This window comes from Planobispora longispora (genome assembly GCF_016863135.1).
In the GTDB taxonomy this organism is placed as follows: Bacteria; Actinomycetota; Actinomycetes; order Streptosporangiales; family Streptosporangiaceae; genus Planobispora; species Planobispora longispora.
The window spans coordinates 18,832-38,654 of the sequence record NZ_BOOH01000060.1 but is presented as its reverse complement, the minus strand read 5'-3'; the positions used below and the strand labels follow the sequence as shown (position 1 = coordinate 38,654).

Here is a 19,823-nt window from a genome sequence, read left to right as displayed (position 1 = left end):
GGTACCGGCGGCCCCGTACGGCCGGGCGGGCCGGACCGGCCGGGCGCGCTCACGGGCCCGGCAGGTCCAGCAGGAGCAGCGGCGCGGTGGTCGGCTGCCGTGACCCCCCGGCGGGTTCGACCGTGACCCCCATCGCCTCGATCCCGCCGATCCCGTCGACGACCACGGGTGACAGCTCCCCCGGAGCGCCGGACCGCAGCAGCCCGGCCGAGGTGATCCCCGAGGAGCCGATCCGCCACAGCTGGTACGTCCTGTCGTCCGGCAGTTCCTCCAGCCCGGAGGGGACGAACACCAGCCTGCCCTGGCCGCGGGAGACCACCGCCCCGCCGCCGCCTCCCCCCTCCGCCGTGCCCGTGACCGACCGGGCGTCCGGCGCCGCCAGCACGGAGGCGATCCGCCGGGTGTCCTCCCGCGACCGCTCCAGCAGATCCTGGGAGCGGACCGCGACGACCCCGAGCGCCACCGCGGCGGCCAGGCCCGCCGCCGCGAGCCCCGACGACACCCGCGTCCATCCCCGCGCGCTCCGCGCCGGCCGTCCGCGGGAGACGAGCGTCACGGCGGGCCGGGGCGGGCCGGAGACCCGGCAGATCCCCGCCATCACCCGCTCCCGCGTCCGGTACGGAGGCTCCTGGGCCAGCGCCTCGCCCAGCCGGGCCGCCGCCTCGGCGAGCTCCCGCACCTCCCAGACGCACTCGGCGCAGCGGCCCAGGTGGTCCTCGAAGCCCAGCCGCTCGGCCCCGTCGACGGCGTCGAGCGCGTATGCCCCCGCCAGGGCGTGCCACGGCTCCTGTCGTGATCTCATGGGGGCCTCCTCACCGCCGGCACGAATGCCGCCACCCCTACTTCGGAACCGATCAGCGGGTGGATCACCCCCGTGGGGGCATCACGATTTCCGCCTTTCCGTGTCGCACGATTGGTTTTCGTCTTTGATCAGGTGAGATGAACCAAGCGAGCGCCTTTACAGCGTAGATTTCGTAAGGAGTCCCGATATGACCGAGCAGCTCGAAGCGATGCCCACCGACTGGCAGCGGGCCCTGGCGATCGTGGCCCACCCCGACGACCTGGAGTACGGCACCGCCGCGGCGATCGCCAGCTGGACCGACGAGCGCCGCGAGGTCTCCTACCTGCTGGCCACCCGCGGCGAGGCCGGGATCGACTCCCTCGACCCGGCCAGGGCGGCCAAGGTGCGCGAGCGGGAGCAGCGGGCGAGCGCCGCGGTGGTCGGGGTGACGTCGGTGGAGTTCCTCGACCATCAGGACGGAGTGATCCAGTACGGCCCGGCGCTGCGCCGGGACCTCGCCGCGGCGATCAGGCGCCACCGGCCGGAGCTGGTGCTGACCATCAACCACCACGACACCTGGGGCGGGACCTTCTGGAACACCCCCGACCACCGGGCGGTGGGCCGGGCGGCCCTGGACGCCGCCGCCGACGCGGGCAACCGGTGGATCTTCCCCGAGCTGGCCGACCGCGGGCTCTCCCCCTGGGACGGCGTGCGCTGGGTGGCCGTGAGCGGGTCCCCCAGCCCGACGCACGCGGTGGAGGTGAGCGGCGGCCTGGAGCGCGCCGTGCTGTCCCTGCTGGAACACCGCACCTACATCGAGGCGCTCACCGACGAGGAGCCGGAGAGCTACTGCCGCGCCTTCGTCGAACAGGTCACCTCCACCGCCGCCGCCCGTTTCGGCGGCCGCCCGGCCGTCAGCTTCGAGCTGTTCCCCCGGTGACCGGGGAGCGGACCGGCGGGCGGCCCCTCACGTCCCGGCCCGCCCCGGCCCGCCCTGACTCGTCACATCCCACCCCGGCTCGTCTCGGCTCGTCACATCCCGCCCCGGCTCGTCCCGGCCCAGCTCGTGGGCGAGCTGCTCCAGCTCCGCGCCCCCGGCCATCAGCGAGACGATCTCCTGACGGGTGACGTCCGCCTTGCCGTACTCCCCCATGCTGGTGCCCCGGTTGAGCAGCAGGAAGCGGTCGCCGATCGGGTAGGCGTGGTGCGGGTTGTGCGTGATGAACACCACGCCCAGGCCGCGGTCGCGGGCCTGGGCGATGTAGCGCAGCACCACCCCCGCCTGCTTGACGCCCAGGGCGGAGGTCGGCTCGTCGAGGATGAGCACGCGGGCGCCGAAGTACACCGCGCGGGCGATGGCCACGGACTGGCGCTCGCCGCCGGACAGGGTGCCCACGGGCTGGTCGACGTCGCGGATGTCGATGCCCATGGAGCGCAGCTCCTCGCGGACCGTCCGCTTGGCCCGGGCCACGTCGAAGCGGCGGAACGGGCCCCGGCCGCGCGACGGCTCTGAGCCGAGGAAGAAGTTCCGCCAGACCGACATCAGCGGGATCATCGCCAGGTCCTGGTAGACGGTGGCGATGCCCCGGTCCAGGGCGTCGCGGGGACTGGTGAAGCGCGCGGGGGCGCCGTCGACCAGGTACTCGCCGGAGTCGGGCGGGTGCACGCCCGCCAGGATCTTGATGAGCGTGGACTTGCCCGCGCCGTTGTCGCCGAGCACGCAGGTGACCTCTCCCGCGTCCACCCGCGTCGAGACGTCGCGCAGCGCGATCACCCCGCCGAACGTCTTGCCGCACCCGCGGGTCTCCAGCAGCGGCGCGCCGGAACCCGGCCTGCCCGGCCCGGAGAACGCCTTCCCCTTTCCGGCCGGCGTCTCCCCCGTCCCGGCCGGCGTCTTCTCCGCCGCGGCCGGCGTCTTCTCCGCCGCGGCCGGCGTCTTCTCCGTCCCGGTCAATGCCGCACCTCCTCCGCGTAGCGGCGGACCAGCCGGTTGGCGAGGGTGGCCAGCAGCAGCATCGCGCCCAGGAAGAACTTGAACCAGTCGGCGTCCCAGCCGAGGAAGACGATCCCCTTGTCCGCCATGCCGAAGATCAGGGCTCCGACGGCCGCGCCGACGGCGGAGCCGTACCCGCCGGTGAGCAGGCAGCCCCCGATGACCGCCGCGATGATGTAGACGAACTCCTGCCCCAGTCCCGCGTTCGCCTGCACCGAGGTGAAGCGCAGCGCCAGGATCGAGCCGACCAGCCAGGCGGCTGTGGCCGTCGTCATGAACAGCGCGATCTTCGTTCGCTCGGCGGGCACCCCGACCGCCCGCGCGGCCCGGTCGTCCCCGCCCACCGCGAAGATCCAATTTCCCGCCCTGGTCCGCATGAGCACCCAGGTGGCCAGCGCGGTGACGCCCAGCCACCATAGGATGGCCACCCGGAAGTCCGTCTCGCCGATCGTGAACGTCCCGGCCAGCGCGGCCCGCGCCTGCTCGTACCCCTCGGCCCTGCGCAGTCCGCCCACCTGGACGGTCCCGGTGAGGGCCTTGGTGACGCCCAGGTTGATCCCCTGGAGCATCAGGAAGGTGCCGAGGGTGACGATGAAGCTCGGCAGGTTGGTGCGGACCACGATCATCCCGTTGAGGAATCCCACCAGCAGCGCCGCGACGAGCGCGACGAGCATCGCCGCCCAGACCGGGAGGCCGTACCGGGTGGAGAGGATGACCGTGATCAGGCCGGTCGTGCCGGTGAGCACCCCGGCCGACAGGTCGAACTCGCCGCCGATCATCAGCAGCGCGATGGCGACCGCCATGATGCCGAGCGTGGAGGCGGGGTCGAGCCAGTTGGCGACCCCGTTGGCGGAACGGAACGTCTCCGACTGGCTCGCGAAGAACACGAACACCACGATCGCGCCGACCACCGCGCCCAGCTCGGGCCGGATCAGCAGCCTGCGGGCCAGGCCGGTGGAGGCGAGGCGCTCGTCGGTCCCGGCCTTGACGGTCACGCCCCGCCCCCCGCGCCGTCCCCGGCCGCCGGGCGCTCCCCCGCCGCGCCGTACGGCCCGCCGATCATCGAGTGCCGCTCTCGGCGAGCTTGGCCACCTGGTCGGCGGTGTCCTTGGTGACGAAGCCGGGGCCGGTGTTCACCGGCAGGCCGCCGCCGACGGTGTTGAGGTTCTGCTTGTAGAGGGTGAGGAAGGTGATCGGCAGCCAGCCCTGGAGGTACTGCTGCTGGTCCACGGCGAACAGGATCTCGCCGTCCTTGATGGCGGTGACCACGTCGCCCGAGAGGTCGAACGTGCCGAGCTTGGCCTCCGAGCCCGCGTCGGCGATGGCGTCGCGGGCGGCGACGGCGATGGACGGGTTCAGCGCGAGCACGCCGTCGATCGAGGTGTCGGACTGGAGCCTGGCAGCGATCTTGGAGGTGGCGTCGGCGAGGTTGCCCACGTCCACCTGGAGCCGCTCGACGGTGCCGCCGAGCCCTTCGGTGGCGCCGTTGCAGCGCTGGTCGAGGCCCACGTTGCCGGCCTCGTGGATGACGCACAGCAGCTTGCCGACGCCCGCGGCCTTGAGCTGCTCGCCGGCGCCCCGTCCGGCCACGTCCTCGGACTGGCCGACGTGGGTGACGGCGCCGAACTCCTTGGACCTGTCGCCGCCCGAGTTGATGGTGATCACCGGGATCTTCGCGGCCACGGCCTTGCCGATGGACTCCTTCAGGGCGTCCGGGTTGGCCATGGAGACCACGATCCCGTCGACCTTCTGGCTGACTGCCTGGTCGATGAGCTGGGACTGCCGGGCCGGGTCCCCGTCGCCCTGATAGCTCACCGCGACGCCGTACTGCTTGCCGGCGGCCTCGGCGCCGTTCTTGACCACGTCCCAGAACGCGTCGCCCGCGGCGGCGTGGGTGATGACGGCGAAGTTCGCCCCTCCGCCCGCCGGAGCCGTCGCGGGGGCCGCACCGGTGGTGGCGCCCGCGGGTTCCTGACCTCCTTCGGCGTTCGAGCAGCCGCTCAGGGCCGCGAATCCCAGCATGGCCGCCACGACCAGCCCTGTCGTCCGCTTCATCGGTAGCCTCCCGCGCGTCGTTCCGCTGGAACCCCCCGTCCCTGGTTTGTAACCGCGGCATTACCTCCGTGTCAACACTTTGTCGTGACATTAGGACTTATGCGAGAGTGCGCGTGCCGGTGACACACGTCAGCATTCATGGCTATGTCATGACATACGCATGTTCTATTGCTCGGTCATTAACCGCTCGTTAACGTGACATCACGATGATCGAGCGCCGATCAGCCCGACCACCACCCTGGAGGCGCCATGCGTCCCCTGTCCCGCATCACTCTGGCCTCGCTCGCGGCGTGCCTGACGGCCGCCGCCCTGCCGGCGGCCCAGGCCGCCCACGCCGCGGACGTCCCCACCGTCCACCCGGAGGTCGAGACCCCCGCCCTCTTCGACGACGCGGCGGGAGGCAACGCCAACGGCGACGACCCGGCGATCTGGGCCCACCCCGGCAGACCGGGCAGGAGCGTGGTGGTCGCCACCGCCAAGGAGGGCGGCCTCTACGCCTACGACCTCAAGGGCGCCCAGGTGCAGCACATCCCGGCCCCGGCCGCCCCCGGCGAGGACGACGAGCCCGGCCGCTTCAACAACGCCGACATCGTCTACGGCTTCGGCGGCAGGGACCTGGCCGTCGTCTCCGATCGCGGCCGCGACCAGATCCGCTTCTACGCCGTCGACGCGGCGCGCGCCGCGGCCGGCCGCGCCCCGCTGACCGACGTCACCGACCCGGCGGCGCCGTTCGTGTTCAACACCACCCAGGACGAGGTCAACGACGCCGAGACCGCCTACGGCCTGGCCGCCTGGAAGGACTCCACCGGGACCTACGTCCTGGTCAGCCAGCGGCACAAGACCACCGTCGCCCTGCTGAAGCTCAAGACCACCTCCGGCGGGAAGATCGGCTACGACAAGGTCCGCCAGATCAGCCTGCCGTCCTCCTTCACCCTGCCCGACGGGAGCACCTGGAGCCCGTGCCTGGAGCCCGACGAGCTCCCGCAGGTCGAGGGCATGGTCGTCGACATCGAGCGGGACGTGCTCTACGCCGCGCAGGAGACGGTGGGCATCTGGAAGATGCGCGCCGACCTGACCGGCGCGCCGGTGCTGATGGACAAGGTCCGCGGGTACGGCGTGCCCGGCGCCTACGACGCCGAGACGGAGGAGTGCACCTTCGGCGAGGACCCCGGCTTCGGCGGCGAGCACCTGACGGCCGACGCCGAGGGCCTGACCATCTACTACCGCGCGGGCGGCAAGGGCTACCTGCTGGCCTCCAGCCAGGGTGACAGCACCTTCTCGATCTACCGGCGCGAGGGCTCCAACGCCCATCTCGGACGCTTCCGCGTCGGCGCCGACGACGGCATCGACGCCGCCGATCACAGCGACGGCGCGATGGTGCTGAACGTGCCGCTCGGCGACGAGTTCGACGAGGGGCTCCTGGTCGTCCACGACGGCGCCAACCTCCCCGCGGACGGCGACCGGGAGAACACCAACTTCAAATTCGTCGAGTGGGACGACGTCGCCGACCTGCACGACCTGGCCGTCGACACCGGGGGCTGGAACCCCCGCCGCTGACCCCGGCCCCGCAGCGGTCCCCGGCGCGACCCGCGCCGGGGACCGACCCCGTAGGTCCCCGGCGCCGAACCGAACCGGCCGGGCGTCCGCGGCTCGCCCACCGGCGTGGCAGTGTTTGTCAGGACATTCTGATGTCCGCTAACCTGACTACGGAGCGTATCTACTCGGGAGGGACCGATGACCGCCAAGCTCGCCATCGATCTGGATCGGTCCAGTCCCGTGCCGCTGTACTTCCAGGTGGCCGAGCAGATCTCCGAGGCCATCCGGCGCGGCGATCTGCCCCCCGGATCCCGGCTGGACAACGAGATCATGCTCGCCGACCGGCTGGGCCTGTCCCGGCCGACCATCCGCCAGGCGATCCAGTATCTCGTGGACAAGGGCCTGCTCGTCCGCAAACGCGGCGTCGGCACCCAGGTCGTCCACGGCCAGGTCAAGCGCTCGGTGGAGCTCACCAGCCTCTACGACGACCTGCGCCGCGCCGGGCAGGAGCCCGTCACGCGCGTGCTCTCGCTGGAGACCGCGCCCGCGCAGGAGGAGATCGCCGCCGTCCTCGGCCTCGAACCCGGCGCCGAGGTGCTGCGCATGGAGCGCATCCGCTACGCGGCGGGCGAACCGCTGGCGCTGCTGCACAACTGGCTGCCCTCGGGCCTGGCGCCGCTGACCGCCGAGACCCTGTCCGAGCGCGGGCTGTACGAGCTGCTCCGCTCCGCCGGGGTCCGGATGCGCGTGGCCAACCAGCGGATAGGCGCCCGGGCGGCCACCGCGGTCGAGGCCAGGCTCCTGGACGAACGGCGCGGCGCGCCGCTGCTCACCATGGTCCGCACCGCCTACGACGACCAGGGCCGGGCCGTGGAGCACGGCTCCCACATCTACCGGGCCTCGCACTACTCCCTCGAGGTCACCCTCATCGAGCGCTGACCCGCTCCCGTCCCGCCGGTCAAACAGCCCGGCGTTTGTCCTCAGGAGGCGCGCGCCGGAGCCGACGGAAGGGCAGGTGCAAAGGACGGGACCATCATGTCGAACGAGTTGACCGAACTATGGCGTCGCACTTCGGTATTGACCGGTGAGACGCCCTCCGTACTGCTGGTGGACGACGAGCCGACGGTGCTGGAGACGCTCAGCCACCAGCTGGGCACGGAGTACCGCGTCGTCACCGCCCTCGACGGCATGAGCGCCCTGGACGCGCTCGACCGGCAGGGCCCCTTCGCCGTCGTCATCAGCGACATGCGCATGCCCGACATGGACGGCATCGAGCTGCTCGGACACGTCCGGCTCAGGCACCCCGGTCTCACCCGTGTCCTGCACACCGCCCAGGGCGACCTCGCCTCCGCCATCGCCGCGATCAACAACGGGCAGGTCTTCCGCTTCCTGTGCAAGCCGTGCCCCACCCGGGAGCTGCGCGACACCGTCCGTGACGCGGTGGAGCAGCACCGGCTGGTGTCGGCCGAGCGCGAGATCCTGGACAAGACCCTCCGCGCGAGCCTGCAGGCGCTCTTCGGCTGTCTGGAACTGGCCAGCCCGCAGGCGTTCGCCCGCGCGGGACGCATCCGCGACCTGGTCGGCGCGCTCTGCCGGGAGCTCGGCCTGAACAACGTCTGGGAGATCGAGGTCGCGGCCATGGCCTCCCAGCTCGGCGCCGTGACCCTGCCCCCCAGCGTGCTGGAGAAGCTGGACCGGGGGCTCCCGCTGCCGGAGGACGAGCAGAAGATGATCGACGCCATGCCCGGCATCGCGGCCCGCCTGCTCGGCGAGGTGCCGATGCTCGAGGACGTCGTCGAGATCGTCAGCGGGCTCCGGCCCGCCGGCGGCGCCGGGCAGCCCGCCCTGGTGGCGGTGGACAAGCCGATGGTGACGGTGGCCGTCGGCGTGCTGCGCGCGGCGATCGAGTTCGAGGGCTTCACCAGCCGCGGCGTGACCGCGGAGAACGCCATCGTCGCCATGGGAGGTCAGGGCGACCACGATGTCGCGGCGCTGGCCGCGCTCCGCCGGATCCGGGGGATCACGACGGAGCAGGAGGAGGCGCGCGCCTTCCGCATCGGCGAGCTGGAGGTCGGCATGCGCATCGCCGAGGACATCGTCGCCGTCAACGGCCTGGTGCTCATCGGCCGCGGGATCTCGGTCACCGAGATGCTCCTGGAGCGGCTGACCAACTACAAGCACATCGTGGAGCTGATCGAGCCGGTCTGGGCCGTCGTGCCGGCCCCGACCGCGACCAGGGCGGCGGCGTGAACCCGTCCCGCCCGCCGACGGCCGTGACCTGTGGCCGAGCCCTCCCGCCGGGGAAATCCCGATGACCGCGCCGGACATCCGCGCGCGCATCGCGGACCTCCTGGTGGACGGCAGCGCGCATGAGATCGCGTTCATCGAGAGGCTCGTCGCCTCGTTCCTGGAGCGCGCGCCGGTCATGCTGACCGACCTCGAGACGGCCATCGCCGCCGCGGACGCCTCGGCGGCGGCCCACAAGGCGCACGCGTTGAAGGGGGCGGCCGCCAATCTCGGGGCGAGCGGTGTCTCCGGCCTGTGCGCCGAGGCCGAGCGCCTGGCCGACGCGGGACGGCTCGACGAGGCGGGCGACCACCCCGACCTGCTGAGGTCGGCCCTCGCCGAGGCCGGCGACCACTTCGCCGAGGTCCTCGACGACCTCCGCTCCGGGCTGCCGCTCGTTCCCCGCCCCGCCTGACCGCGGCGGACCCCGATACACAGAGAACCCCGGCCGGGCTACCCCGGCCGGGGTTCTCGTCTGCGTCCCTCGACGCCTGCTCCCGCGTGTCCGCCACACGCCGGTCAGGCCGGTCGGTCCGCCCCTGTTCACCATGTCCGCTTCACCATGTCCGCCGTTCCGCGGTTCCGGCCGCTCCGCCGTTCCCGTCATGCGGGGAGGGGGTCACGCGCGGGACTTGGAGCCGCTCTTGGACTTCACCTTCTCGACGACTTCCTTCTCGGTGAGCCGCAGCAGGTCCTCCACCGTCACCGTGGGCGCCGTCTCCATCTGGACTCCGAGGTGGGCCGCGGTGCCGGTCGCACCGCCGATGGCCAGGATCGCTCCGGCGACCACGGGCAGACCCAGGACGTTGACCAGAACCCGGAGGATGAGGCTGAGAGTGGCGGTGAGAGTCATGGCGGAGATCCTTTGTGCGGCGGAACATTTCGTTCTTCCTCCAGTGAGCCGCTCGGGCGTAGCAGCAAAAGTGCACGAAAGGTGCAGGTAGGTTGCCGACTCTCAAAAACCCTCATATCCCAGCAAAGTGGGCCGATGAGCGCCCTTCATCTCCACCGCGCCGATCGAACGGGCGAGTTCGCGGGCCGGCGGCCGGCTCTCGTCCGGCACAGGCCCGTTCCCGCCGGCGGTCAGTTCTCGTCCGGCGCGAGCCCGTTCCGGAAGGCATAGGTGACGGCCTGGGCACGGTCGCGCAGGCCCGCCTTGGCGAACAGGTTGTTGATGTGCGTCTTGACCGTCGCCTCCGAGATGAACAGCTCCCCGGCGATCTCGCCGTTGGACCGCCCGGCCGCGATCAGCCGCAGCACCTCGGCCTCCCTCGGGGTCAGCCCGTCCGGCAACCGCGAGACCCGCCGCGTCCCCGCCGCGGCCTCCGCGAGCCTGCGCTGCACCTCGGGGTCGAACTGGGCCCTGCCCTCCGCCACGGCCGACAGCGCGAAGGCGAGCCCCTCTGCATCGGTGTCCTTGGTCAGGTAACCGCGCGCCCCGGCCCGGATCGCGGCGAACACCGACTCGTCGTCGGAGTAGGTCGTCAGCACGAGGACCTGGACCTCCGGGCAGGAGGAGCGGATCCGCGCGGTCGCCTCCACCCCGTCCATCCGGGGCATGCGCAGGTCCATCAGCACCAGGTCGGGCCGGATCTCCTCGGCGAGCCCGACCGCCTCCGCCCCGTCGGCCGCCACCCCCGCCACCTCGACGCCGGGCAGCAGGCCGAGCAGGAGCACGAGCCCCTCGCGCACCACGGTCTGGTCGTCGGCGACCACCACCCGCACGCGACGCTCCCGCTTGCCTGCCATGTCGCCCACCGCGTCACCGCCCGCCGCACCGTTGCTCACCGCGTCATCCGCCGCACCGCCACCCGCCGTCCCCCGTCCTCGCCCTGGCCGTTCACGTCGTCCGGCTCTCCGCCGCCCCGTTCCGTGCCGCCCGGGGCTCCCCGCCCCGCCGGACGGGCACCCGCAGCAGCACCCCGAACCCCTCGCCGGACGGTCCCGCCGTCAGCGAGCCGCCGATCAGCTCGGCCCGCTCCCGCATCCCCACCAGCCCGTAGCCGGACCCCGCCGCGGGCGGCCGCCCCGCCGCTCCTCCCTCGTCGCGCACCTCCAGCTCGCACCAGTCCTCGCGGAGGCGCAGGTCCACCGTGACCGGCGCGCCGGGAGCGTGCTTGCGCGCGTTCGTCAGCGCCTCCTGCGCGGTCCGCGCCACCGCCAGCCGGGCCTCGGCCTCCAGCGGTCCCGGGTCCCCGGTGACCGAGACCGTGCACGCGGCCCCGGTCACCGACCGGTACTCGACCGCGAGCCGCTCCAGCCGCTCGGCCAGCGGAAGCTCCTGCCCGCGCAGCGCGTCGAGCGCCCGGCGGGTCTCCTCCAGGCTCGTCCTCGCCAGCCCCGCCGCGCGGTTGACCCGCTCCAGCGCCGCCGCCGGGTCCCGCCCCCGCTCCAGCATCAGCCGCGCGCCCTCCAGGTGCACGATCTGCGCGGACTGGGAGTGCGCCAGGATGTCGTGCACCTCGCGGGCCAGCCGGGTCCGCTCGGCGAGCACGGCCTCCCGGGCCCGGGCCTCGGCGGCCTCCGCGCTCCGCTCGCGGGTCACCACGAGCTGCCGGATCAGGAAGGCCAGGACCGCCGCGTACCCGAGCCCCAGGAGGTTGCCGCCCAGTTCCCAGCCCGCCGGCCCCGACAGCGGGGACACGGCCGCGAAGGCGGTGATCCCGGAGGCGATCAGCGCCGTCGCCGGCCGCGGCGCCGTACGGAACGGCAGCGCGTAGACGGCGATGTAGAGGAAGGCCATGCCGCCGTAGACCGCGGCCGCGTTCAGGGCCAGTCCGCCCAGCAGGGTGAGGCCGAGCAGCACCGCGTTGCGCCGTTCCCCCTCCCGCGCCAGCGCCAGCAGGCAGCAGGCGGCCGCCGCCACGCCGGCGGCCGCGACCGCCGCGGCGCCGGGCCACCCCCACCGCCGCGCCGCCGTCACGGCCGCGAACCCCGTCCCGTAGAGCATCTGTCCCGCCAGCAGCACCGCGAAGGCCCGGCGCACGAGGGGATGGCAGAAGAAGGCCACGGCCGCACGGTAGCGCCGCCCGCGCGGCTCCGCCATGGACCCGGGGGTGGAGACCTTCCTCCACCCCCCGGTGGCCGCGGACTCCGCCCCGGCGGCCCCGGAGCGGGTCGCGGGTGGAGCCCCCGTCCGCCCTCGCCGGCGGGGATCCCGCCCGGGCCGGAGACGGGCGTCTCCGCCCCCGGAACCATGAACCGCCCCGGCCCGCTCCGGCACCGTCGAGGGCATGTCAGCCATCACCGTCACCCGTCTCAGCAAGTCCTTCGGGGCCGTGCGGGCCGTGGACGACCTGTCGTTCACCGTCGGGCCCGGCACGATCACGGCCTTCCTCGGCCCCAACGGCGCGGGGAAGACCACCACGCTGCGCATGATCCTCGGCCTGGTCACCCCGGACTCGGGGTCGGCCGCCATCGGCGGCGGGCCGTACCGGGACCTCGTCGACCCGGTCGCCGCGGTCGGCGCGGTGCTGGAGGCCGCGGCCTTCCATCCCGGCCTGACCGCCCGCGCCCACCTGGAGATCCTGCGCACGGCCGCCGGGCTCGCCCCGGAACGCGTCGATCACGTCCTGGACCAGGTGGACCTCACCGGCGCGGCCGACCGCAGAGCGGGCGGGTTCTCCCTGGGCATGCGCCAGCGCCTGGCCCTGGCCACCGCGCTCCTCGGCGACCCGGCCGTGCTCATCCTCGACGAGCCCGCCAACGGCCTCGATCCGGCGGGCGCCCACTGGCTGCGCGGCTTCCTGCGGGCCTACGCCCTGCAGGGCCGTACGGTGCTGGTCTCCACCCACGTGCTCGCGGAGATCCAGCAGATCGCCGACCACGTGATCATCATCTCGGACGGGCGGGCGGTCTTCACCGGCCCGCTGGCCCCCGGCTCCGACCTGGAGGAGCTCTACCTGGAGGCGACCCGGTGAACCGCCTGATCCACGCCGAGCTGGTCAAGGCCCGCGCGAGCCGTACCGTCCGGGTCCTCGCCGTCCTGGCCCCGCTGACCTGCATGCTCTGGGCCGGGCTCGGCGTCGCCCTGCTGGGGCTGGAGGGCAGGATGCCCGCCGAGGACCGGATCCGCAACGTCTACGCCATGGCCCAGCAGGCCTACCTCTTCACCCTTCTCCTGGGGATCCTCGGCACGGCCGGGGAGTTCCGCCATCAGACGATCACCTGGCGGTTCCTCGTCACCCCGGACCGCGGCCGGGTGGTCAGCGCCAAGCTGGCCGCGTACGGGATCGTCGGGCTGGCCGTCGCCGCCGTCTCCGCGGCGGCCACCGTCGCGGCCGGAGCGCTGCTGCTGCACCTGGGCGGGCATCCCGTCACGGCGCCGGGCGTGCCGGCAGCCCTGCTCGGCGCGGTTCTCGCCGTCACCGGGTACGGCCTGCTCGGCGTCGGCCTCGGCGCGCTCATCCGCAACCAGACGGCGGCGGTCGCCGTGGCCCTGATCTGGTTCATGTACGCCGACTACCTGCTCACCATGCTCCTGCCCGGCCTGGGCCGCTGGCTGCCGACCGGCGCGGCCCGCGCCCTGGCCGGGATGAGCATGGAGAACGCCGAACTGCTGCCCGCCTGGGCGGGCGGGCCGCTGTTCGCCGCCTACGTGCTGGCCGCCGTCCTCGCCGCCCGCCTGACCACCCTCCGCCGCGACGTCACCTGACCTCGCGCCGTCCCTCCCCCGGCCGGGGGAGCCCGGTCCCCTCCGCGGAGCGATGTGCCGGGCCCGCGGCGGGACGAGCCTGAGGGACATGACACCTGTCCCGGCAGACGAAGGTCTGCGACACCCGCGGCACCGGTCCCGGCGGACGCCGGGGCCTCGCGGCGGCCCGTTCAGGAGACCCGCACGCGTCCTGCTCGCCTGCGCCCTGCTCGCTCCCGCCCTGGCCGCCTGCACGGCGGGCACCGGGTCGGCGGGCACCGGGTCGGCGGCGGCCTCCACTCCCACGCCGACCGGCCAGGACCGGCGGCAACTGCTCAAAGCACTGAGGGATCTCGTGGCGTGCTACCGGCAGAACGGCGTGCCGGGGGCCGGCGACCCGGAGGTGGAGGCGGACGGCTCCGTCGGCGTCCCCGGCATTCCGGAGCGGATCCCCGCGGCGGCGCAGACCGCGTGCGCCCCGCTGGAGCGGCGGGCCGCCGCCATCGGCAAGGGCGGCGGGGAGGAGCGCTACACCGCGGCCCAGATCGAACAGCTCAGGAAACTCGCCCGGTGCTTCCGCGAGCACGGCGTACACGACTGGCCCGATCCCGACGACGAAGGGCGGTTCCCCGTCAACCAGCGCCTGGCCGACCTCGGCAAGCGGGCCTGGCTGCCGGCCCGGGAGGCCTGCAAGCAGTACTTCGTCGGCAGGGGCATGAGAGTCGTCGAGCCCGGCGACCGGAACAAGGGGGACTGATGACACCGGGACCTCACAGCGGGCCCCAGGGCGGGCCGTTCAGGAAACCGGCCCTGACCCTGCTCGCCTGCGCCCTACTCGTTCCCACCCTGACCGCCTGCACCGGGGCTGCAGGCACCGGATCGGCGACGGCTCCCACCCCCGCACCGACCGGGCAGGACCGGCAGCAGCTGATCACCGCCCTGAAAGACCTCGCCGCCTGCTTCCGGCAGAACGGCGTCCCCGGGGCCGGTGACCCGGTGACGGAGGCGGACGGCGCCGTCCACCTGCCCGGAGTGCCGCGCCCGGTCCCGGAGACCGCGCGGAACGCGTGCGTCTCACAGATACGGCGAGCCGACTCCCTGCGAGACGCCGGGGAGCCGCGCTACACCGCGGCCCAGATCGCCCAGCTCAGGAAGCTCGCCCGCTGCATTCGCGAGCACGGCGTTCCCGACTGGCCCGACCCCGACGCGCAGGGACGGTTCCCCCTCAACCAGCGCCTGGCCGGCCTCGACAAGAAGGCCATGCGGCCGGCCCTGGACGGCTGCGAGAAGTACTTCGTCGGCGGGGGCATCCAGGTCGTCAGACCCAGCGGCCAGGGCGGGGGCGACAAGTGAGACGGGGCGTCACCGCGCTCGCGGGCGTGGTCGTGCTGGCCGGGGCGGGCGGGGCCTGGGCCGTGCTCCGCCGTCCCGCGCCGCCCGTCCCCGCCGCGGCCCTCTCCACCGCGACCGCCCAGGTGATCCGGACCGACGTCGCCCAGCGCACCCACGTCAACGGCACCCTGTCCCACGCCGGTTCCCACCAGGTGCACGGCGCGGGCGGCACCCTCACCCGCCTGCCGGCCGTCGGCGCCGTCATCACCCGCGGCCGCGCCGTCTACGAGGCCGACGGCAGGAAGGTCCCGCTGCTGTACGGCGCGCGCCCGGCCTGGCGCACGCTCACCGTCGGGACGACGGGCGCGGACGTCCTCCAGCTGGAGCGCAACCTCAAGGCCCTGGGCTACACCGGCTTCACCGTGGACCGGACCTACTCCCCCGCCACCTACTACGCGGTGCGCCGCTGGCAGGACGACGCGCGCCTGCCGGTGACCGGCACGGTCCCGCTGGGGCAGGTCGTGTTCCTGCCGCGCGCGCTCCGGGTGGCCGCGCACGACGCCACCCTGGGAAGCCCGGCGCGGGGACCGGTGCTGCGCGGCACCGGCACGGTCCCGGTCGTGTCGGTCCAGCTCGACCCGGCCCGGGTCGCCACCGCCAGGGTCGGCAACCGGGTCCTGGTGACGCTGCCCGACGGTTCGGAGCGCAGGGGCAGGGTCACCGCCGTCAGCCCGGTGGCGTCCACGCCCCAGAGCACGGAGGAGGGACAGCCGCAGGCGACCGTGCCGGTCACGATCCGGATGTCGGGCCGCCCGGTGCGGGCCCTCGACCAGTCCCTGGTCCAGGTCGCTCTGACCACGCGGGAGCACCGGGACGTGCTGGCCGTGCCGATCGTCGCGCTGCTGGCCCGCCCCGGCGGGACCTACGAGGTCGTCTCCGGCGGGCGGCGTGTCCCGGTGGAGGCCGGGCTGTTCGACGAGACCACGGGCCTGGTGGAGGTCACCGGCCTCACCGAGGGTCAATCCGTGGAGGTGCCCGGTGACGCTGCTTGAGCTGCGCGACGTCTGGAAGGTCTACCCCGGTGAGCCGCCCGTCGAGTCGGTCAGGGGGATCAGCCTGCGGATCGAGGCGGGTGAGATGACCGCCGTCCTCGGCCCCTCGGGGTCGGGCAAGTCCACCCTGCTGCACCTGATGGCCGCGCTCGACCGGCCCACCTCCGGCTCGATGAGCCTGGCCGGGCACACCGTGCAGGAGCTGGGCGACCGCAGGCTCGCCGGGCTGCGCGCCTGCTTCGTGGGGGTGGTGTTCCAGCAGTTCTTCCTGCTGGAGGGCCTCACCGCGGTGGAGAACGTCGCGACCGGCCTGCTCTACCGGGGCGTGCGGGCCGGGGCGCGGCGGGCGCAGGCCGCCGAGGCCCTCGAACGGGTCGGCCTCGGCCACCGGATGCGGCACCGGGCGGCGAAGCTCTCCGGCGGCGAGCGGCAGCGGGTGGCCATCGCCCGCGCGCTCGTCGGCGGCCCCGCGATCGTCTTCGCCGACGAGCCGACCGGGAACCTGGACTCGGCCACCGGCGCGGAGATCGTCGCACTGCTGCGGGAGCTCAACGGGCAGGGCGCCACGCTGGTCGTCGTCACGCACGACCCCTCCGTGGCCGCCGCCTGCCCGCGCAGGATCGAGCTGCGCGACGGGCGGGTCGTCCGGACGGCCAGGGCGCGGGAGGCGGCCCGATGACCGGCGACGCGTTCACGGGCACCCCCGCGACGGACGGAACGACGACGGGCGGTTCGGCGGCGGGCGGTTCGGCGGCGGCGCCCGTCTCGCGCGTGCGCCCGGGCGACCTGCTGGTCACCGGCACGCTGGGGCTGCGGACGCGGCGGCTGCGCGCGGTCCTGTCGGCCCTGGGCATCGCCATCGGCATCGCCGCGATCGTCGCGGTGCTCGGCGTCACCCGGTCCAGCCAGGCCGCGTTGCTCGCCGAGATCGACCGCCTGGGCACCAACCTGTTCACCGTCGCCAGCGGCTCCGGCTTCGGCGGCGGGGAACGGCCGCTCCCGGTGAGCGCGACCCCGATGTTGCGGCGCGTGGACGGCGTGATCGCCGTCGCGCCGACCACCCAGCTGAACGCCACGTACGTCTACCGCAACGACCTGGTGCCGGTCGGGCAGAGCGGCGGGCTGGCCGTACGGGCCTGCGACGCGACGCTGCTGGCCACGCTCGACGGCCGGGTCGCGCAGGGCGCGTTCCTGGACACGCTGTCCACCGCCCACCCCGTCACCGTGCTCGGCCACGAGGCCGCGCGGACGCTGGGGATCACCCGGCTGGACCCCGGCACCCGCGTCTGGCTCGGCGGCCACTGGTTCACCGTGGCCGGGATCCTCGGCCCGTTCCCGTTCGCCCCCGAGGTGGACCGGTCGGCGCTGGTCGGGTTCGGCGTGGCGGAGGCGATCCTCGGCTACGACGGGCATCCGAGCCGGCTGTACGTACGGGTCCGGCAGAACCGGGTGGAGGCGGCGGGCGCGCTGCTCAACGCCACGGCCGGCCCGGCCAACCCCGACAGCGTGGAGGTGACCCGCCCCTCCGACGCGCTCACCGCCCGGATCGCGGTGGCCGAGTCGGGGGCCGTGCTCTTCGTCGGGCTCGGCGCGATCGCGCTGCTCGTCGGCGGGATCGGGGTCGGGAACATCATGGTGATCTCGGTGCTCGAACGGCGCGGCGAGATCGGCCTGCGGCGCGCGCTCGGGGCCACGCGCGGGCACGTCGCCGGGCAGTTCCTGGCCGAGTCGCTCGCCCTCGGCACGGCCGGGGGCGCGGCGGGGGTGCTGATCGGCGCCGCCGTCACCGTGGCGCTGGCCCGCGACCGAGGCTGGAGCGTGCTGCTGCCCGCCGAGGCGCTCTGGGGCGGCCTGGCGGTGGCGGTCGTCGTGGGCGCGCTCGCGGGCCTCTACCCCGCGCTGCGGGCCGCCCGGCTGGCCCCCGCCGACGCGCTGCGGACCGTCTGACCGGGGAGCTACGGTCCATCTGTGTCGCCCAGGGCCTCCTCCAGCGGGACGAGGCCCTGCTGCAGCCCGAAGATGGCCGCCTGGACCCGGTCGGCGAGGCCGAGCTTGGCGAGGATGCTCGACACGTGCGTCTTGACCGTCTCCCGGCTGAGCGACAGGGTCCGGGCGATCTCGCCGTTGGACCTGCCGCGGGCCAGCTCCGCCAGGACCTCGCGCTCACGCGGGGTCAGGGGCGCCAGCGGGTCGCGCCGCCCGCCGGCCCTGACCCGCTCGGCGAGCAGCGCGGCGACGCCGGGCTCCAGCAGGCCCTGCCCCGCGGCGGCCCGCCGGACCGCCTCCACCACGCGGTCCACGGCCGTGGTCTTCGGCAGGTACGACAGCGCGCCGAGCCGTACGGCCTCCACCACCCGCTCGTCCTCCAGGAACGACGTCAGCACGATCACCGCCACCGGCGCCGCCTGGTCACCGGGCCCCGGGAGACGGCGCAGCACCTCCAGGCCGTCCATGCCCGGCATGACCATGTCCAGCAGCATCACATCGGGGCGGAGCGCGGGGATCGCGGCCAGCGCCCGCGCGCCGTCCGCGAACTCCCCGGCCACCTCGATCCCGTCCTCCTGGTCGAGCACGAACCGCAGGCCCTGCCGGACGACCTCGTGGTCGTCCACGATGAGCACCCGGATCACGGCACCACCGCCGTGACCGTCGTGCCCCGGCCGGGGGCGCTGCTCAGCCCGAACGCGCCGCCGAGCTCGCGCACGCGCTCGCGCATCAGGCCCAGGCCCATGCCGTGGCGGCCGTTCACGGTCTCCGGGTCGAAGCCGGAGCCGTCGTCGCTGATCTCCACGCGGACGGCCGGGCCGGAGCGGGCCAGCCGTACCCGCACGAGGCCCGGGTCGCCGTGCTTGACCGCGTTCCCGAGCGCCTCCTGGACCAGGCGGAGCACGGCGTGCTCGGCGGCCGGGGAAAGCGTCACCTCCTCGAGCACGGTCTCCACCCGGATGCCGAGCCGGGTCTCGTAGGCGCGGCACAGCTCCTCGACGGCGGGGACGAGCCCGGCGTCCTCCAGCGCCACCGGGCGCAACTCCAGCAGCAGCGCCTGCATCTCGCGCATCGCCCGGGCCGAGGCGCGCTCCATCGCCTCGGCCTCCCGCCTGAGGTGCTCGGGCGCGGCCCGGCGCATCCCCGCGGCGAGCAGGCTGAGCGAGAACAGGTCCTGCGAGATGGAGTCGTGCAGCTCGCGGGCGATCCGGGCGCGCTCCGCCTGCCGGGCCTCCCCCTCCGCCGCCGCGCGCTGGGCGGAGAGCGCCTCCTCCAGGCGCCCGGTCATCGCGTTGAACGACTCCTCCAGCTGGCCGACCTCGTCGCGGCGCGTCACCGGGACGCGGTGCCGGAAGTCGCCCCGGGCCACCGTCCCGGCGACGACCGCCAGCCGCCGCACCCTGCCGATCAGGCGGCGGGTGCTGAGCAGCCCGAACAGCAGCCCGACCGGCACGCCGAGCACGAGGACCGCCACTCCCGGCAGGACCAGCCCGGGCAGGACGTCGGCCCTGGCCGGGCCGGGCCCGCCGGAGTCCGGTGGCGCCTGGACCATGACGTAGCCCACGGTCTTGAGTTTCTCGGCGGCACCGCCCGCGGGCTTCTTCCCCCCGGTCGTGGGCCCCTCGGCGGCCCCCTCCCCGGCTCCCTTCCCCTCGGGCGGGCGGAGCAGCACCGGGCTCACCGCCCACAGCGCCTCCCCCGCCGGGGTCGCGCCCCGTCCCGTGGCCCCCGCGGGGATCTTCATCCTCTGCCCGGACGCGTACGTGCCCCGGGCCGAGCTGGTCACGACCACGCCTTCGGCGTCGATCAGCACCTCGACCGGCTCGTCGAAGACCGCCTCCTCCGTCGACCTGACGCGCACCCCCTCGGTGTGGTCCGTCGGGGCGCCCTCCAGGGACAGGTCGGCCCCGGCCTTCTTGGAGGCGACCGTGAGCAGCGTCATGGCGTCGGCCCCCGGGAACTCGCCGGTGACCTTGCTCACGACCAGGCTGAGGATCTTCGCATCCCGCCCGGCCTGGTTCTGCAGCCGCCGTTCGAGCTCCGTGCCGCCGATCACCGACGGGAGGTAGACGCCGAGGAGGACCGCCTCGACGACGATGACGACCGCGGCGGTGACGAGGACGTACGACGCCGCCATCCGGCCTCTGAGCCCCATTCCCGCAGCGTACT

At 74.1% G+C, this 19,823-nt stretch carries 21 protein-coding genes; 12 read left to right on the top strand and 9 right to left on the bottom strand.

The window, feature by feature from the left end:
• Positions 1-49 precede the first annotated feature (49 nt).
• Positions 50-802, bottom strand: a complete 753-nt coding sequence (locus Plo01_RS34415; RefSeq protein ID WP_203894942.1) for an anti-sigma factor — start codon at positions 800-802, stop codon at positions 50-52.
• Positions 803-989: 187 nt separating this feature from the next.
• On the opposite strand from Plo01_RS34415, the gene Plo01_RS34410 reads away from it, so the two are divergent.
• Positions 990-1,721 (top strand): PIG-L deacetylase family protein, encoded by a 732-nt coding sequence (locus tag Plo01_RS34410; RefSeq protein ID WP_203894941.1) that lies wholly within the window; start codon positions 990-992, stop codon positions 1,719-1,721.
• 27 nt (positions 1,722-1,748) lie between these two features.
• On the opposite strand, the gene Plo01_RS34405 is transcribed toward Plo01_RS34410, so the two are convergent.
• The 3 genes from Plo01_RS34405 to Plo01_RS34395 form a co-directional block, all read right to left on the bottom strand.
• On the bottom strand, positions 1,749-2,594 hold the full coding sequence (locus Plo01_RS34405; RefSeq protein WP_203894984.1) for an ATP-binding cassette domain-containing protein: 846 nt from the start codon (positions 2,592-2,594) through the stop codon (positions 1,749-1,751).
• A 137-nt stretch (positions 2,595-2,731) separates the two neighbouring features.
• Positions 2,732-3,769 (bottom strand): ABC transporter permease, encoded by a 1,038-nt coding sequence (locus Plo01_RS34400; protein WP_203894940.1) that lies wholly within the window; start codon positions 3,767-3,769, stop codon positions 2,732-2,734.
• Between the two features lie 64 nt (positions 3,770-3,833).
• Complete coding sequence (locus Plo01_RS34395; protein WP_203894939.1) at positions 3,834-4,829, bottom strand: sugar ABC transporter substrate-binding protein; 996 nt, start codon at positions 4,827-4,829, stop codon at positions 3,834-3,836.
• A gap of 249 nt (positions 4,830-5,078) precedes the next feature.
• Between Plo01_RS34395 and Plo01_RS34390 the strand changes: the two genes are divergently transcribed.
• From Plo01_RS34390 to Plo01_RS34375, 4 genes are all read left to right on the top strand, one after another.
• Positions 5,079-6,386, top strand: a complete 1,308-nt coding sequence (locus Plo01_RS34390) for a phytase (protein WP_203894938.1) — start codon at positions 5,079-5,081, stop codon at positions 6,384-6,386.
• A 177-nt stretch (positions 6,387-6,563) separates the two neighbouring features.
• Positions 6,564-7,304, top strand: a complete 741-nt coding sequence (locus Plo01_RS34385) for a GntR family transcriptional regulator (protein WP_203894937.1) — start codon at positions 6,564-6,566, stop codon at positions 7,302-7,304.
• 96 nt (positions 7,305-7,400) lie between these two features.
• Positions 7,401-8,615 carry a response regulator gene (locus Plo01_RS34380; protein ID WP_203894936.1) on the top strand — a complete coding sequence of 405 codons (1,215 nt, stop codon included), beginning with the start codon at positions 7,401-7,403 and terminating at the stop codon, positions 8,613-8,615.
• 61 nt (positions 8,616-8,676) lie between these two features.
• On the top strand, positions 8,677-9,066 hold the full coding sequence (locus Plo01_RS34375) for an Hpt domain-containing protein (RefSeq protein ID WP_203894935.1): 390 nt from the start codon (positions 8,677-8,679) through the stop codon (positions 9,064-9,066).
• Between the two features lie 204 nt (positions 9,067-9,270).
• On the opposite strand, the gene Plo01_RS34370 is transcribed toward Plo01_RS34375, so the two are convergent.
• The 3 genes from Plo01_RS34370 to Plo01_RS34360 all read right to left on the bottom strand — a co-directional run bounded on the left by Plo01_RS34370 (position 9,271) and on the right by Plo01_RS34360 (position 11,697).
• Positions 9,271-9,504 carry a hypothetical protein gene (locus Plo01_RS34370; protein WP_203894934.1) on the bottom strand — a complete coding sequence of 78 codons (234 nt, stop codon included), beginning with the start codon at positions 9,502-9,504 and terminating at the stop codon, positions 9,271-9,273.
• Positions 9,505-9,734: 230 nt separating this feature from the next.
• Entirely contained in the window at positions 9,735-10,439 is a 705-nt protein-coding gene (locus Plo01_RS34365; protein WP_417629229.1) for a response regulator, read from the bottom strand.
• 52 nt (positions 10,440-10,491) lie between these two features.
• On the bottom strand, positions 10,492-11,697 hold the full coding sequence (locus tag Plo01_RS34360) for a sensor histidine kinase (RefSeq protein ID WP_203894933.1): 1,206 nt from the start codon (positions 11,695-11,697) through the stop codon (positions 10,492-10,494).
• Between the two features lie 187 nt (positions 11,698-11,884).
• Here Plo01_RS34360 and Plo01_RS34355 point away from each other — a divergent pair, with 187 nt between their 5' ends.
• The 7 genes from Plo01_RS34355 (at position 11,885) to Plo01_RS34325 (ending at position 17,615) form a co-directional block, all read left to right on the top strand.
• A complete protein-coding gene (locus tag Plo01_RS34355; protein WP_203894932.1) occupies positions 11,885-12,571 on the top strand; it encodes an ABC transporter ATP-binding protein in 687 nt (228 codons plus the stop codon).
• Positions 12,568-13,305 (top strand): hypothetical protein, encoded by a 738-nt coding sequence (locus tag Plo01_RS34350; RefSeq protein ID WP_203894931.1) that lies wholly within the window; start codon positions 12,568-12,570, stop codon positions 13,303-13,305. Before Plo01_RS34355 ends, Plo01_RS34350 begins: the two co-directional genes overlap by 4 nt.
• 88 nt (positions 13,306-13,393) lie before the next feature.
• Positions 13,394-14,041, top strand: coding sequence for a hypothetical protein (locus tag Plo01_RS34345; RefSeq protein WP_203894930.1), 648 nt, complete (start codon positions 13,394-13,396; stop codon positions 14,039-14,041).
• Positions 14,041-14,637, top strand: a complete 597-nt coding sequence (locus Plo01_RS34340; protein ID WP_203894929.1) for a hypothetical protein — start codon at positions 14,041-14,043, stop codon at positions 14,635-14,637. The genes Plo01_RS34345 and Plo01_RS34340 overlap by 1 nt, the downstream gene beginning before the upstream one ends.
• Positions 14,634-15,668 carry a peptidoglycan-binding protein gene (locus Plo01_RS34335; RefSeq protein WP_203894928.1) on the top strand — a complete coding sequence of 345 codons (1,035 nt, stop codon included), beginning with the start codon at positions 14,634-14,636 and terminating at the stop codon, positions 15,666-15,668. Before Plo01_RS34340 ends, Plo01_RS34335 begins: the two co-directional genes overlap by 4 nt.
• The gene (locus Plo01_RS34330; RefSeq protein ID WP_203894927.1) at positions 15,655-16,347 is read left to right on the top strand and encodes an ABC transporter ATP-binding protein; all 693 of its coding nucleotides are present in this window, start codon (positions 15,655-15,657) and stop codon (positions 16,345-16,347) included. The genes Plo01_RS34335 and Plo01_RS34330 overlap by 14 nt, the downstream gene beginning before the upstream one ends.
• Complete coding sequence (locus Plo01_RS34325; RefSeq protein WP_203894926.1) at positions 16,344-17,615, top strand: ABC transporter permease; 1,272 nt, start codon at positions 16,344-16,346, stop codon at positions 17,613-17,615. The genes Plo01_RS34330 and Plo01_RS34325 overlap by 4 nt, the downstream gene beginning before the upstream one ends.
• A gap of 8 nt (positions 17,616-17,623) precedes the next feature.
• Here the strand turns inward: Plo01_RS34325 and Plo01_RS34320 are convergent, their stop codons facing one another.
• Positions 17,624-18,298, bottom strand: a complete 675-nt coding sequence (locus Plo01_RS34320) for a response regulator (RefSeq protein WP_307837423.1) — start codon at positions 18,296-18,298, stop codon at positions 17,624-17,626.
• On the bottom strand, positions 18,295-19,809 hold the full coding sequence (locus Plo01_RS34315) for a HAMP domain-containing sensor histidine kinase (protein ID WP_203894925.1): 1,515 nt from the start codon (positions 19,807-19,809) through the stop codon (positions 18,295-18,297). Before Plo01_RS34315 ends, Plo01_RS34320 begins: the two co-directional genes overlap by 4 nt.
• Between the last annotated feature and the right edge of the window lie 14 nt (positions 19,810-19,823).